The following is a 13,355-nucleotide window of genomic DNA, read 5'->3' as shown; positions in this document are numbered from 1 at the left end:
AGTTATGGCGACGTTGAAGCCGTACCGTGTGCGCATCGGTGGTCGTGAGACCGTGCTGCGCCTGTCCGATGAGACAGTGAAGCGCTCCTACCCGGACGCGGAGGAGCTCAAGGTCGGTCCTGCGCCGACTACGCCGGAGGACCCGAAGCCGGCGACCCGCTCCCGCAAGACCGCGTCGAAGTAAGGGGTGTGCCGTGACCGAACCGACAGTTGAGGTGCCGGATCACGGCATCACCGCCGAGCAGTTCCCCCTCGAGGCGAAGGTCACCCAGGAGCAGGTGGATGCCGCTGTTGCGACGGTGCGCCGATTGGCTGGGTGGCACATTTGGCCGGAGCGTGAGGAAACACTGAAGGTGGACGCGCCAGGCGACCCGATGGTGTTCTTGCCGACCAAGATGCTCACCGAGGTCTACTCGCTGGCCATTGACGGCAAGACCATCGACGTCGGCGAGCTGGACTGGTCCCAGGACGGCATGGTGTGGATTGCCGGGTTGCGGCCGAACTGCACTGGCCGCCCCCGCCGAGTCGTCGCCCAAGTTCGCCACGGCTACACAGGTCCTGGTGACCTGCTGGCGTTGGTGAAGGTGATGGCGGGCCGTGGTGGTGCGCCGAACCAGTCGCTGCAGGTGGGGCGGATCAGTGTCGGCGCGCCAGGTGCAATGACACCGCAGTCGACGGAGTGGCGCATCATCGACCAGTTCAAGCTAGGACCGATGCCATGACCCGCGCGCTTATCTTCACCGAGCGGATCACGATCATCCGCGCCCGCATGGTGCCGGGTGAGTATGGCGGGCTCGAGGAAGACTGGGGCAACCCGGAGGAAATCGAGTTCCCGCATGCGGTGTCTGTGCAGCCGGTGGAGTCCATCGAGGACACCGACGGGCGGTCTCACCTGATCAGTGACCGGTGGCGGGTGTTTACCGAGCCGCCGCACCTGATCGAGGACCTCCGTCCGACCGACCGGGTGCGCGTCGACACATGGGGCCAAACGTTGTGGGCGGTGGCGCGTCCGCTGCACTGGCGCACCGCGATTCTGCCGCACTCCGAATTCGACATCGAAGAGATCCGCGGCACCGATCGCACCGGAGGAAGGAGACGCTGATGACACGTATCGACATCGACACCGACGCCATTTTCCAGCAGGTGATGGGCACCGAGCGTGTCCAGGCCAAGGTGCAGGAAAAAGCCACCCGCATCGCGGCACGCACCCGCCGTGACCTCGCACGCGCAGGAATCGACGCCACCGTGAAAGTGGTCGAGCACCCGCAGCCCAACGGCCGCGCGGGGTTCGACGTCGTGGGCAAGTCTGCCGACCCGGAGCAGGCGCGCAAAGCCGGTCGCATCGCGCGCCGGGCAGGAAGGAGCGTCCGATGATCTCGGAGCTTGCCGAGGTTGATGTGCTGAAGATGGCGCTCGATGCGGTCCGCGAAGTCGTCGGCAACGACACGTGGGTGGCCGACCGGCTGCCAGACGCGGACAATCTCACCGACAACCTCCCGGCGGTGGTCATCGACCTGCTGCCGGGTGAGGAGACCACCCCGTGGGGCGGGCGCGCCAGCCCGTCGCTGCTCGACGCGGTCCCCCTCGATGTTGAAGTTGTCGCCCGCTCCCGCGGCGAAGCCACAAGGGTCGCCGTGGTGGTGCGCCAAGCGCTCCACCAACTGCCGTACCTGGAAGGCACAGGCGTGAAGCAGGTCGACTGCCCACGCCTGTCCACACGTGAGGACATCAACCCCTACGTGAAAGTCCTGGGGGTCGTGGCGGATTTGACCGTCGCGCACACCTAACCCCCTACCCGTTCAATCCAAAGCCCTGCCTGCCTGGTGGGGCTATTTTCGTACCCCTTTTAAGGAGGGAAAATGGTTACCACCCAGTCCACTCTGCAGGGCTTCAACGCCCGCGCAGCCCGCGTCGGCATGACCGGCTCCGTACGCCGAGCCGAACTCGGCACCGCAATCGTGCCGATGGGCATCAAGTACGACACCGCCACCCACACCAACAAGGGCTACCTGTCCCCGGACGGCCTGGAAATCTCCTTCGACGAGGAGAAGCAGGAGTACATCCCGTGGCAGGAGGTCTCCGCCATCCGATCCGACATCACCAAGGCCGTAAAGTCGATCAAGTACACCCTGTGGGAGACCGACCTGAAAAACATCGCGGACCACCTCGGCGTGCGCGAAGAGGACATCGTCTTCGACAACAACGGCACCGCGGCGTTCTACGAGGAGTCGCTGCCGACGTTCCCGTACGAGCAGCAGGTCCTCGACGTGGTCGACGGCGACACCGCGATGCGCCTGACCCTGTTCAACGCGCAGATCACCTCGCGCGGCTCGATGGTGTTCAAGAAGGACCAGATCTTCGGCCTTGAGCAGACCATCACAGCGTTCCCGGCGGGTGCCGAGTACGAGGGCGTGGACACCACCGCGCTGGGTAAGACCGCGCACTGGCAGTTCAACGCCGCGTGGGCCAAGGGCAAGGAAGCAACCTCGTCCACCACCGACGGTGTCAAGCCGCTCGTGATCACCACCGGCGCCGCACTCGGCACCTCGAAGCCCGCGGTGAACCAGAAGATCGCCGTGCAGGGCGGCACCGCCCCGTACACCTTCGAAGTGTCTGGCGGTGCGCTGCCGAAGGGCGTGACGCTCGACAAGGCGGCCGGCACCCTGTCCGGCACCGCGACCGAGCAGGGCGACTTCACGTTCACCGTGAAGGCCACCGACGCGGCCGGTCTTGTGGCGTCGCGCCAGTTCACGACGACCATTTCCAGCTAACAGCGCTGGGGGAGTGGGGTGCGGGAAGCACCGGGCAGGCTCGCCCGCACTCCTCCCAACGTTTCCGCACAAAAGAGCCTGCCCCCCACCAACTTTTTCTGTAAAGGAGCCAGCCCCAAATGTCTATCAACCTCAACGAGCTCATTGAGCAGCGTGCAGAAGCCACCGGTGTGGCGGGTGATCGTATCCCGTTCGAGTTCGGCGACAAGACCTTCACCTTCAAGGACCCTCTGATGCTCTCCGACGAGGAGAAGGACGAGCTCGTGTTCCTGGACTACGACGCCGACGTGGCGGAGTGGTACATGGGAGCCGAGCAGTACGAGGAGTTCATCACCACCGAGGCCGAGTTCACCGGCCCGAACGGTAAGAAGTTCAAGAAGAACGGCTCCTCATCGTTCTTCAACCTGGTGCTGCAGGAGCACATTCGTAACGCGCGAGGTGTTGATGAGGAGGGAAACCCTACGATGCCGAATCGCTCCTCGCGTCGTGCGGCGGCGCGGAAGCGGCAGAAGCGTCGCTAGAGCAAACCTACGGGTGGGACGTGCTCGCCGCGTACTGGCGCGGCGAAATCACCCTGCGCAAACTCCGCGTGCTCATCGAGTACCTGCCGGAGGACTCCCCCGCGCGGTGGCAGGCCACCGACGGCAGACCGTTCACGATTCGTGACGCCATGATGTGGCGCGCGCTGTGGGCGGTCGCCTCCGTCGCGCAGGGACTTGCCGGCAAGGACAACAACGCGTTCGAGAACATGCCGGCCTACCCGTGGTCGAAGCCGCTCAACCAGAACACCTATGGCTCCTTCGGTGACCACACGCCGGAGGAAGTCATGGATTACCTCGACTCGCTTTAAGGAGGCTTCGCCATGTCTGATGCAGTATGGGTTCCCGTCAACGCCGAAATGAAGGGTTTCGTCGCAACCCTGATGAAAGAGGCCGGCGGGGCCGCGCAGAAGGCAGGGCAGAAAGTCTCGAGCGAGTTCGACAAGGCCGGTAAGGACGCTGGCCAGGCTATGGCGAGTGGGTTGTCGTCGCAGGCGGCGAAGATTGAGCAGGTTACTGCCAAGGTGGCGAACGCGCGCAAGGTGGAAGCGAAGGCGTCTGCCGACGTGACAGCTGCCGAGCAGGAACTGCAGGCAATGCGGTCGCGCTCTGACGCGTCCGCGTCGCAGATCGCGGCGGCCGAGCAGAAGCTCACCACGGCGAAGAACCAGCACCAGGACGCCACCCGCCCCCTCCCTCGCGTCGAGGGCGACCTGGAGGCGGTTCGCGCCGGGGAAGAAGCATCTTCAACGGCGCTCGCGCGCTCGGAGGACAACCTCGCGAAGGCGAAGACCCAGGCGCAGACCGCCACCGACAAACTTAAGACCGCAGAGCTGCGCCTTGGTGAAGCCAAGGACCAGCAGCAGGCGAAGAACCAGGCCGTCGCAGACGCGGAACTGAACCTGATCAACGTGCGCGACCGTTACGGTGCGAACACGAAGGAGACCGCGCGGGCGGAAAAGCAGCTCGAGACGGCGAAGAACCAAGCGGCGAACGCGGACAAGCGGGTGGCTTCGGAGACGGGCAACGTCGCCAAGAAACGCGCGGAGCTTGCGTCCGCCACGGACAACGTCGCCGCGAAGTCGCGCACCCACAAGGCCACCCAGCAGGACGTGGCCGCAGCCGAGCGCCGAGCCGGTAATGAAGCGGAGACCGCGCGCGGGAAGATCCGCGGCCTGGGTGACGACATGGACGGCGCCGCACGCTCCGGCGGCGGATTCGTCTCCTCGCTCGGCGGGTTCGCGAAGAAAGCTGCACTCGCTGGTGGTGCGTTCCTCGGCGTGTCTGGGGCAACCCAGGCGCTGTCCGGTGGCTTCGAGCGTCTGAACAACCTGGACCGGGCGGACATCATGTTCCGCAACATCGGCCTGTCCGCTGAGCAGGCTGGGTCCACCATGGACGACCTCAACGACCTCGTCACCGGCACCAGCGTCTCGCTCGCGGACGCCGCGGGCACCGCGTCGATGCTGATGCAGGCCGGTGTTGAAGCCGGTAAGCCGCTCAACGACTCGATTAAGGCGCTGACGAACATCTCCGCCATCGCCGGCGGTTCCGCCGAAGACGTCGGTCTGGTGCTGATGCAGATTAAGGCCGCGGGTCGCCTGATGGGTGGCGACGCGATGCAGCTGCAGCAGCGAGGTGTGAACATCTACGGCTACCTCGCGGAGTCGCTCGGCATGAGCTTCGAGGAAGTCAAGAAGCTCGGTGAGGAAGGCAAGATCACCTACGAGCAGGTGGTCGACGCGATCAACGCGAAAACCGGCGACCTTGCCAAGGAAATGGGTGAGACCCTGCCTGCGAAAATGGGGAACTTCCGTACCGCCGTGTCGTCTGCCGCGGCGGAATTCATCGGACCGTTCATCGACCCGGCCACCCGCGGGGTGGAGATGCTCACCCAGAAACTCAAGGACGCCAAACCCGCTATCCAGGGGTTTGCCGAGGGCATTAAGAACGTGTTTACCTGGCTGGGTGACCACCCGGCTCTGTTGGCGGGCATGGCGACGGCTGTGTCGTCGTTGGCTGCTGGTGCGGCGGCGGTGAAGGCCGTCGGCATCGCCAAGGAAGCCGCAAACGCCGCAAAGGCGATTAAGTCCGTCGCGGACGTGATGAAGATCCTGAACCTCACGTTCCTGACCTCACCGGTCGGCATGGTGGTCGCAGGACTAACGGCCGTCACTGTGGGCCTGACGTTGTTCTTCACCAAGACCGAAACCGGCCAGAAAATCTGGCAAGGATTCATGGACGGGCTACGCGCCGGGGGCGAATGGGTCACCGGCACCCTCGTGCCCGCCTTCGTCGACTTCGGCACCGCCGTCGGCGACGCCTTTACCTGGATCGGGGAGAAACTCGCCCCGGTGCGTGACGGCATCGGTGCCGCTCTCGACTGGATCGGTGGCAAGCTCACCGAGTTCGGCGTCGGCGTCGGCCAGTTCTACCAGACCTGGGTACACCCCCAGGTGGAGTTCTTCCGCTCCATATGGGCGCTCGGTGTGGCGAACTTCCAGGTGTTCATGGGCATGCTGGGCCAGGTCGCCGGATTCATCGGTGGGGCCTTCCAGCAAGTCGGCAATATCATCTCCGGTGTTACCTCGGCGCTGATCATGCCCGCATGGACGATGATTCAGGCGGGCGCGCAGGTGATGGCGACGATCGCGTCTGGCGCGTTCGACCTGATCAAGCTGGGGTTCCAGTTCGTCGGCCAGATGATTCAGTCCGTCTGGGCCAACATCATCGAACCTGTGTGGGGCTTGTTCCGCGACGGCGCCGGCCTGCTCGCCGACATCTTGACCGGCAACTTCACCAACATCGGTAACCGGTTCGAGTCGATGGGTACTCACCTGCACGAAATCGTCATGGGTCCGATTAACGTGGCTATGGACTTCTTCGGCAACCTCGTGTCTCTCATCTCGGATGCGTGGGTGTCGTTCCAGACCACCGTGGCGAACGTGGTGACCCAGGTGAAGAACAAGATCACCGAGATGGTCACGAACATTGCGGAGATTCCCGGCAAGATCAAGGGCGTGTTCGCGGACGCGGGTTCGTGGCTGCTGTCCGCGGGCCGGAACATCATTTCCGGCTTGTGGTCGGGCATGCAGCAGATGTGGGACAACGTCACCGGCTGGCTATCCAGTCTGCCGGGGCGTATCCGCAACTCGATCGGCTCTATTTCCTTCGGATTCGGCGGTGGCACCTCGAACGCTGACGGCTCGTTCTCGCAGTACGTCGCCGGTGGTATCGCCGAGGCAGAGTCGTACGCGAACGGTGGCGGCAGCCTGCCAACGCGAGCGGTGATCGAACGTCCGCACGGTAAGCGCGGCCTGGTCCAGTGGGCCGAGGCCGAAACCGGCGGCGAGGCATTTATCCCTCTTGCGCCGGGCAAGCGCGAGCGCTCCACCGCCATCCTTGACCGGGTGGCCGACACGTTCGGTTACGCGCTCGTGGACCAGGTGACCGGCGTGCCGTACCAGTCCACCTACCGGGGCCACCTTGGCCCGCAAGTAGTCGGTGTGTTCGCTAACGGCGCTATTACTGGCGATGACCTGGACTTGTTCTACAAGGGCGGGTCCGTCAATGGTTACAAAGCGTCGCGTCCACTTCAGTCTGCCCCTTATGTATTTGGGGGGTCGAACTGGGGTGACTGCAGCGGAACGGTGTCTGCCGGCGCTGGTCTCGCGGTGGGGATGAACCCGTTCCCGAGGAAGTTCTACACCGGTGACGAGGCTGCTTGGCTGTCGTCCCATGGGTTCCTTCGGGGCCGTGGCGGAGCCGGTGATTTCCGCATCGGGTTCAAAAACGGAGGTCCGGGCGGTGGGCACACTGCGGCCACCTTGCCCAACGGTGTGAACATCGAGATGGGCGGGTACCCGTCCGAGGGGCACTACAACACCGGAGCAGGCGCGTGGGACAAGTACTTCGACACCTTCTTCTACCTGCCGATGCAGGAGCAGAAGTGGGTTGACCCGGAAGTCACCGGGCTGAAGGACCTGTCCGCGGACGAGCGCCAGGTCGTGGTCGCCGCGGTCGATACTGCGGGGCTGTCTACGACGGCGGCGGTGCAGCAGGGCCCGCAGACCCCGTACGAGGCGTTCGCCACAACGTTCGCCGCCGAGATGGGCAACCGGTCGGTTGCGCAGATCGGCTTCGACGCGGTGGCGGACTTCTTCGGGGTAGACCCGAAGGTGACGCGCAAGGTGCTGTTTACCCCGATGGACGAGCTCCTCGGCGTGGCCGACGTCAACCAGACCGCCGCGGTGGGCAACCCGTCCACCAGCGTCGCCGGTACGCATGCGGCGCAGATCCACGACGAAGCGGTCACGACCATGACCCCGCAGCAGCTCGCGAGCGACCCGCAGCTGTCGCGGGTCAAGGACGCGGACGTCGTGAAGCAGCCGAACGTGCCGGAGTGGGGGCCGCAGTTCTTCGCCCACGAGATCGCCAACCAGGCGAAGACCATGGGGCTGGACAAGTTGGCCGCCAAGATCGGTATCGCGACCGCGCTGGTGGAGTCGGGCAACCCGCTGAAGATGTACGCGAACCGCGCAGTGCCGGAATCCTTGAGCTACCGGCATGATGCGCTGGGGTCGGACTACGACAGCGTGGGCCTGTTCCAGCAGCGCAACAACGGCGCGTGGGGCACGGTGAAGGACAGGATGACGCCGGCATCGTCGGCGAAGATGTTCTTCGCCAAGCTCCAGGGCTTCGACTACCGATCGATGGACCCGGGCGCTGCTGCGCAGAAGGTGCAAGTGTCTGCGTTCCCGGACCGGTACGGCAAGCAGATGGCCGAGGCGGAGCGCCTGCTCTCCTCGACCGGCGTGTTTGACCTCGGCGGCATCGCGGGCGGCATGGGGTGGATGCGCAAGGCCGTTATCGAGCCGGAGCGCACACTGTCCCCGCGGCAGACCGTGGCGTTCGAGAAGATGGTCGACCGCGACTTCGTCGCCCTCGACGGCACCCGCAGCGCGGGCCGTGGTGAGGGTACGACCGTGGTGATCAACATCGACGGCCAGGAGGTCATGCGCCAGCGCCTCGATGAGGCGGAGGAGCGTATCGACGTGAACACCGATGAGATTCTGGGACTGAAGGCTCCGCGTAGGCCGCGTCCGATGGCCGTGACCCGAGGAGGTGCGATGTGACAACCCCGCAGCTGACCCACTTTTGGGAGGGGGACTACAAGATCACCCTGTCCAGTGGACAGCAGGTGTTCAACATCGCCACCCCTCACGGCCACGAGCGCGCCGACCAACCGGTAATGCTGCTGCAGGGCGGCACGGACGGCTTCAGTGTGAACCCGGATGTGTCGCGCAAGGCGACGGCGAACAGGTACGGCGAGCGCGTGGTGGGGAAGAAGCTCCCGCCGTTCGGCGGCACCATGAAGGTCGTAGTCGGTGATCCTGCGCTACGGGTGCCGTTGGCGCACATTGATCGGCAGTGGCGTCGGGCGTGGTCGCCGTTCGAGGACACCATCTGCACGGTGGCCGCGACGGACGGCGGCAACGCCTGGGCGCGCTTCCGCCTGGTCGACATGACCGACGTGCCGAACAATTTGCGAGGCCGGCCGTCGTATCCGTGCGACGTTTCGTGGGTGTGCCTCGATGGTGTCTGGTTCGGAAAGTCTCGCACCTACACCGGCTCTGCGGAGGTGCGCGATACTTCCGATTCGGGGCTGTCGCCGGTGGTGTCGTTGGAGTGGGACACCACCCAAGACCTCGACGTGACGTTCCCGGACGGGCGCCGGATCACCTTCCCGCGGTCAACGGCCACGGGCAGCTTGCCGCCAACCGTCTACTTCGACCTAGAGCCGGGGATGATGGGGCACCCCACCGATGCCCCAGACGGCGACACGGTGTTCACGCTGTGGCCCGTGTTCCAAGGGAAGATGCGCGGCGTCGAGCTCAACCCGCGCCAACCGTCGTACTGGACTCTGTCGGGCTGCACGCTGCGCGTCACGCCCCGATACCTGCACCCGTGGAGGTGATCGCTCATGGCTGACGCTATCGAGGGGATCCTCGAAGCCCTCGGGCTCGACGACACCCGCCGAATCCTTGCCGTCGACTGGGAAGGGGAGAAGCGGCGCCGCGAGAACATCGTGTACTCCCGCGGCCAGTACGTCGGCATCCTCGACAAGGACTTCGTTCCGGTGATGGATATCGAGGACTGGGAGTCCGCTTCGTGGGGCGAGACGTACCAGGACACCGGCAACATGCAAATGGTGCTGCCGGGCGAGATCGCGCCGGGTGTGCAGAACCCGGTGGTGCGGTGGCTGATGCAGACCGGGTCGAACGACCCGGACGGCGTGTTCCACGACGCGGTGACGATCATTGTGGAGCGCCGCGGGTACAGCGGCACTCTCCGGCGGTTTTATCGGGTGCTCGACATTGTCGCGGAGGGCGGTCGCGATTACCCCGCGCGGGTGACCGTGACCGGACTGGACGGCATCGAGTACCTGAAGCACCTTCCGCTCTGGGCCGACCCGTCGAACCGGAGCAAGGTGGTGCAGGCCCAGTTCGAGGACAAGCAGCAAGGCTCCGCCGAGTGGGTCTCCCGCAAGCTCATTGGCCGCAACCTTATCGGGTATCAGCAGACGAGCATGCTGCACCAGCTTCTCGACGGCTCCGCGACCGGATTGACGGCCATGACCGACGACTACGACGACCCGAAGCGCTGGCGCGCGATGGTGCCCGAGCGACACCGTCTCATCTGCTCGCCGATCAGGTCGGGCCTGCCTTCCGAGTGGTGCATCGTCTCCGCCCGGTGGGATAACGCCTGGGATTTGCTCAAGCCGACGTGGGAAGCGGCGGGCATTCTGCCCATCGTTACCCTGTGGCTGCCCGGCGACCCCCAGCCGTTCCCCGACCACACCACGCTGACGATGCCCACGGTGCTCGTGGACTTCCGGCCGGTGTCCATGCTGACCGGGTCACGCACCCTGCTCGGCCAGGGGATCCGCTCGCTGTCGCGCAAAATCGACGCCGGCGACCGCTTCACCTCCGTCACCCAGTTTTCCGACCAGGCCACACCCACCCGTGCTGGGAAGCAGCCGTGGGTGGTGTTCGACTGTGAGGAAGCGCCGCGCATGACGCTGCGGAAGTCCACCGACGCGAGGTTCTTGGTCGGAGGCAAATCGCCGAAGATGGTCAACGCAGCGACCAAGGCGGCGATTAAGGGCGCGGGTGCCGCGTTCGCGTTCTTCTTCCCCCGCACCGCCGCCGTGGTCGAATACGTTGCGGACACTGCCGCCGACCTCTCCGCCGACAGGTTCCTCAACCTCAACGAGATGGAGGACCGGGACCGCCGCCGTCGGCATGGCCGATCCGGCTACATAGCCGTCGCAAAGCAAGGCGAAGCCAACTCGATTGACGCCATCCAGAAAGCCTGGCAAGCGAAAACCGAAACCAACGGCGGACTGTCGATTGAATTCACCATCGACGACGCCTACCCGTACCTGCCCGGCCGCGACTTCCAGCTCGGCGACCTCGTCGGCATCGGTGCATGGGGCGAAGTCTGGGCGGCTTACGTGTCGTCCATCGAGTGGACCTCCGCGCCGGGCGAGCCGGTGGGCTTCAGCATCGTCGTTGGCGATCTGCGGCAGGTGCAGGACCCGGAGGCGCTGTTCGCCTCCAACGTCGAGACCATCCGTGGGCGTTTGTCCCGGCTGACAGCAACCGTGAACTAGGAGAACTGCGATGAAGCTTTACCCGTTTGATGTGCCGAAGGGCGCGCACCCGTACGCCTGGGTGTTCTACGGCTTCGGCCTGGACGCCGCCACCATCAATCTGTTGTGTAGGCATGTTTTTGACCAGTTGGGGGCGCGCCTGGCAACCCCGGACGCGCACGAGGTCACGCTCGCGTGGGCGGTGGACTGGCCTCTCGACGTCTCCGCCCGCGACGTCGTCAGCGTCGGCGACGACCTGGACGTCGGCGTAGGCTTCGACACCGCTGTCACCATCATCGACGGAGCACTCCCGCCCGGTATCCGGCTTGTGCCGCACACCGGCCGGCTGGTGGGCACGTTCAAGCAGGCGGGCCTGTATTCGGTGACGTTCCGTCTGGCGCCGAAGGTGAAATACGACCCGCTCGGCGGCCCCGGCGGGCCGGACACCGCCGGCGTGTGGATCCCGATCGAGCAGCCGCGGCAAACCCCGCCCGCAGGCGACGCCCCCACGACACCGCTGGAGGACATGTCGCCGCAGGAACTCGAAGAGCTCGTCCAGCGGGCGCAGGCTGCGCAGCGCGCCCAGTTCATCCGCGCAGCCGAACAAGCCGCGGGGGATGGGGGCGAGCGTGGGGATTAGACCCAAGGCCGACGGCGAGAACATCGTCCTCACCGACACCCACCGCGATCTTGTCGACGACGTCACCGCCACCACCGACGAGTTCGGCACGGTGCTCGGCGAGGGCATCAACGAGATCGCGGCGACGGCGAAGTCCGCGAACGACTCCGCAGGTGAATTGGCGTCGAAGGTGAGCGAGTTGGAGCGGAAGTCTCCGACGTTGGTGACGTACGCGCCGGGGACTGCGTCGGGGTGGACAACCTTGAAGTTCGACGGGGTCACTTACCTGTATCTCGGTGTGGGTTTGTGGCATGTGACGGTGACGGTTGCGGGGGCGAGTGGTCTGCGACTGTACAAGCGGTCTGGGAATACGAACGCGTGGGTGGCTGAGCTTGCCAATACCAGCACTGTGAATGGGAAGCGGGCGACGTCGTTTTCCGGGATCGTGCAAATGGGGGAGGGTGACCGGCTGTTTCTTCAAACGCTTGATCCGTCTGATGTAGAGGCGTACCTCGTCTACTTCCCGCTCTAGCTGCTCGATTCATCTTTATCGGCCCTGCCTGGTGGTGGGGCTTTTCTTCTACCCAGATTTGGAGGGTTTGTCATGGCTGTAACCTTGTCCGGCACGCTTGCCGATGTGACCACCAGCCCGATTGAAACAACAACGTCCGTGACGGTGAAAGCCCCGGCGATCCGCCCCGACGGATCTCAAGTGACCACCACGAAACCCCAGCAGGTGAAAGTCGCCGCGAACGGCGCGTTCAGCATCACCGTGGTGCCAGGTGTGGGCTGGCTGTATATCGACGGTGATGGTTGGTCCGACACCATCCGTTTCGTCGCTGCGGAGGGCATGACCACGATGTGGCAGGCGATCGTGAACGCGCTGCCGGTCACGGGTGATATGCGGGCTTATCTTGAATCTTTGAACGATGCTCGTGCTGAGGTGCGCAAAGCCCTCGATGATGCGCTGAAGACCGTCGGTTCGAGTGTCGATAAGGCCGTTGCGGACCGGCTGTGGGAGAAGGGGACCGTCGCCCAAGGGATGGACCTGAACACGCTGACGAGGTCTGGTTTCTATGCCGTCCCGTCGAATGTGGTGGCTGATTCGTTGAAGAACGCACCGGCGGATCTGTCGGCCAGGACGATCGCGGCGGTGACGGTGAAGTCGTACGGGTCTGCGGTGGAGCAGGTTTGGTCTGCGATTCATTCCCGCGACCGTGGTGATTTCCCGGTGTATCGGCGTACCTCGGACACGTACGGGAACTGGTCCGCGTGGGTGCCGGTGTCGCCGCATGTGGTGAACTTGCCGGCCGGTGCGAACCCTCTCGCGTTGGGTGTGGGTTCGTATTCGGTGGCGACGCAGACTATCGCGGAGTCGATTAGTGCGCGCCCGTCGGATGTGGATGCGTGGGGCGCGGCGCGCGTCGAAGTCACCACCGGGCCCGGTGGTTTGAAGTTTCTTACGTGGGAGTCGATGCAGCCTGCGGCGTCTGGCAGGTCTGGTATTTGGCGTCGCCAGCAGGACTCGTCCGGCACCTGGTCGGACTGGCGACGGTTGGACCAGGTGCAGACGATTGCGCTTGGTGGCACGGAAAACCTCACCGCGCTGCGCGATGGTGAGTACCTGGTGCAGTCGCAGAAGATCGCTGAGACGATCAGCACCCGCCCCGCCGATACTGAAGCGTGGGGGCCGTCCCTCGTCACGGTGAAAACCGGCGCAGCCGGGAACAGGTTCCTGACGTGGGAGTCGATGCAGCCTGCGGCGTCTGGCA

At 64.9% G+C, this 13,355-nt stretch carries 14 protein-coding genes; all 14 read left to right on the top strand.

All coding sequences use genetic code 11. The annotated features are described in order from the left end of the window. The first annotated feature begins 4 nt into the window (after nucleotides 1-4). Nucleotides 5-184, top strand: coding sequence for a hypothetical protein (locus tag HMPREF3120_RS05320; RefSeq protein ID WP_070451172.1), 180 nt, complete (start codon nucleotides 5-7; stop codon nucleotides 182-184). A 10-nt stretch (nucleotides 185-194) separates the two neighbouring features. After that, nucleotides 195-722, top strand: a complete 528-nt coding sequence (locus HMPREF3120_RS05315) for a hypothetical protein (RefSeq protein ID WP_083284788.1) — start codon at nucleotides 195-197, stop codon at nucleotides 720-722. Next, nucleotides 719-1,102: a hypothetical protein gene (locus HMPREF3120_RS05310; RefSeq protein WP_070451171.1), complete on the top strand. Its 384-nt coding sequence runs from the start codon at nucleotides 719-721 to the stop codon at nucleotides 1,100-1,102. Before HMPREF3120_RS05315 ends, HMPREF3120_RS05310 begins: the two co-directional genes overlap by 4 nt. Beyond that, entirely contained in the window at nucleotides 1,102-1,374 is a 273-nt protein-coding gene (locus HMPREF3120_RS05305; RefSeq protein WP_070451170.1) for a hypothetical protein, read from the top strand. Before HMPREF3120_RS05310 ends, HMPREF3120_RS05305 begins: the two co-directional genes overlap by 1 nt. Further along, nucleotides 1,371-1,787 (top strand): hypothetical protein, encoded by a 417-nt coding sequence (locus tag HMPREF3120_RS05300; protein WP_070451169.1) that lies wholly within the window; start codon nucleotides 1,371-1,373, stop codon nucleotides 1,785-1,787. Before HMPREF3120_RS05305 ends, HMPREF3120_RS05300 begins: the two co-directional genes overlap by 4 nt. Nucleotides 1,788-1,859: 72 nt before the next feature. Continuing rightward, nucleotides 1,860-2,771: an Ig domain-containing protein gene (locus HMPREF3120_RS05295; protein ID WP_070451168.1), complete on the top strand. Its 912-nt coding sequence runs from the start codon at nucleotides 1,860-1,862 to the stop codon at nucleotides 2,769-2,771. Nucleotides 2,772-2,890: 119 nt separating this feature from the next. Next, nucleotides 2,891-3,292: a hypothetical protein gene (locus HMPREF3120_RS05290; protein ID WP_070451167.1), complete on the top strand. Its 402-nt coding sequence runs from the start codon at nucleotides 2,891-2,893 to the stop codon at nucleotides 3,290-3,292. Nucleotides 3,293-3,312: 20 nt separating this feature from the next. Then, nucleotides 3,313-3,621, top strand: a complete 309-nt coding sequence (locus HMPREF3120_RS05285; protein WP_070451166.1) for a hypothetical protein — start codon at nucleotides 3,313-3,315, stop codon at nucleotides 3,619-3,621. Between the two features lie 12 nt (nucleotides 3,622-3,633). After that, nucleotides 3,634-8,445 (top strand): tape measure protein, encoded by a 4,812-nt coding sequence (locus HMPREF3120_RS05280; protein WP_070451165.1) that lies wholly within the window; start codon nucleotides 3,634-3,636, stop codon nucleotides 8,443-8,445. Beyond that, a complete protein-coding gene (locus HMPREF3120_RS05275) occupies nucleotides 8,442-9,287 on the top strand; it encodes a hypothetical protein (protein ID WP_070451164.1) in 846 nt (281 codons plus the stop codon). Before HMPREF3120_RS05280 ends, HMPREF3120_RS05275 begins: the two co-directional genes overlap by 4 nt. Nucleotides 9,288-9,293: 6 nt before the next feature. Further along, nucleotides 9,294-10,985, top strand: a complete 1,692-nt coding sequence (locus tag HMPREF3120_RS05270; protein WP_246815425.1) for a Gp37-like protein — start codon at nucleotides 9,294-9,296, stop codon at nucleotides 10,983-10,985. 10 nt (nucleotides 10,986-10,995) lie between these two features. Beyond that, the gene (locus HMPREF3120_RS05265; protein ID WP_070451163.1) at nucleotides 10,996-11,604 is read left to right on the top strand and encodes a hypothetical protein; all 609 of its coding nucleotides are present in this window, start codon (nucleotides 10,996-10,998) and stop codon (nucleotides 11,602-11,604) included. Continuing rightward, on the top strand, nucleotides 11,594-12,115 hold the full coding sequence (locus HMPREF3120_RS05260) for a hypothetical protein (protein ID WP_141739377.1): 522 nt from the start codon (nucleotides 11,594-11,596) through the stop codon (nucleotides 12,113-12,115). Before HMPREF3120_RS05265 ends, HMPREF3120_RS05260 begins: the two co-directional genes overlap by 11 nt. Before the next feature lie 72 nt (nucleotides 12,116-12,187). After that, nucleotides 12,188-13,355, top strand: a 1,168-nt coding sequence (locus tag HMPREF3120_RS12125) for a pyocin knob domain-containing protein (RefSeq protein ID WP_168156411.1), incomplete at its 3' end; no start/stop codon positions are given.

The organism is Corynebacterium sp. HMSC11D10, assembly GCF_001806995.1.
In the GTDB taxonomy this organism is placed as follows: Bacteria; Actinomycetota; Actinomycetes; order Mycobacteriales; family Mycobacteriaceae; genus Corynebacterium; species Corynebacterium coyleae.
This window is presented reverse-complemented; position numbering and strand designations above follow the sequence as displayed.

Excerpts from the sequence above, each read along its gene's own strand:
- HMPREF3120_RS05280 (WP_070451165.1), top strand. The coding sequence starts at position 3,634 with ATGTCTGATGCAGTATGGGTTCCCGTCAACGCCGAAATGAAGGGTTTC.
- HMPREF3120_RS05305 (WP_070451170.1), top strand. The coding sequence starts at position 1,102 with ATGACACGTATCGACATCGACACCGACGCCATTTTCCAGCAGGTGATG.
- HMPREF3120_RS05300 (WP_070451169.1), top strand. The coding sequence starts at position 1,371 with ATGATCTCGGAGCTTGCCGAGGTTGATGTGCTGAAGATGGCGCTCGAT.
- HMPREF3120_RS05310 (WP_070451171.1), top strand. The coding sequence starts at position 719 with ATGACCCGCGCGCTTATCTTCACCGAGCGGATCACGATCATCCGCGCC.
- HMPREF3120_RS05290 (WP_070451167.1), top strand. The coding sequence starts at position 2,891 with ATGTCTATCAACCTCAACGAGCTCATTGAGCAGCGTGCAGAAGCCACC.
- HMPREF3120_RS05265 (WP_070451163.1), top strand. The coding sequence starts at position 10,996 with ATGAAGCTTTACCCGTTTGATGTGCCGAAGGGCGCGCACCCGTACGCC.
- HMPREF3120_RS05295 (WP_070451168.1), top strand. The coding sequence starts at position 1,860 with ATGGTTACCACCCAGTCCACTCTGCAGGGCTTCAACGCCCGCGCAGCC.
- HMPREF3120_RS05320 (WP_070451172.1), top strand. The coding sequence starts at position 5 with ATGGCGACGTTGAAGCCGTACCGTGTGCGCATCGGTGGTCGTGAGACC.
- HMPREF3120_RS05270 (WP_246815425.1), top strand. The coding sequence starts at position 9,294 with ATGGCTGACGCTATCGAGGGGATCCTCGAAGCCCTCGGGCTCGACGAC.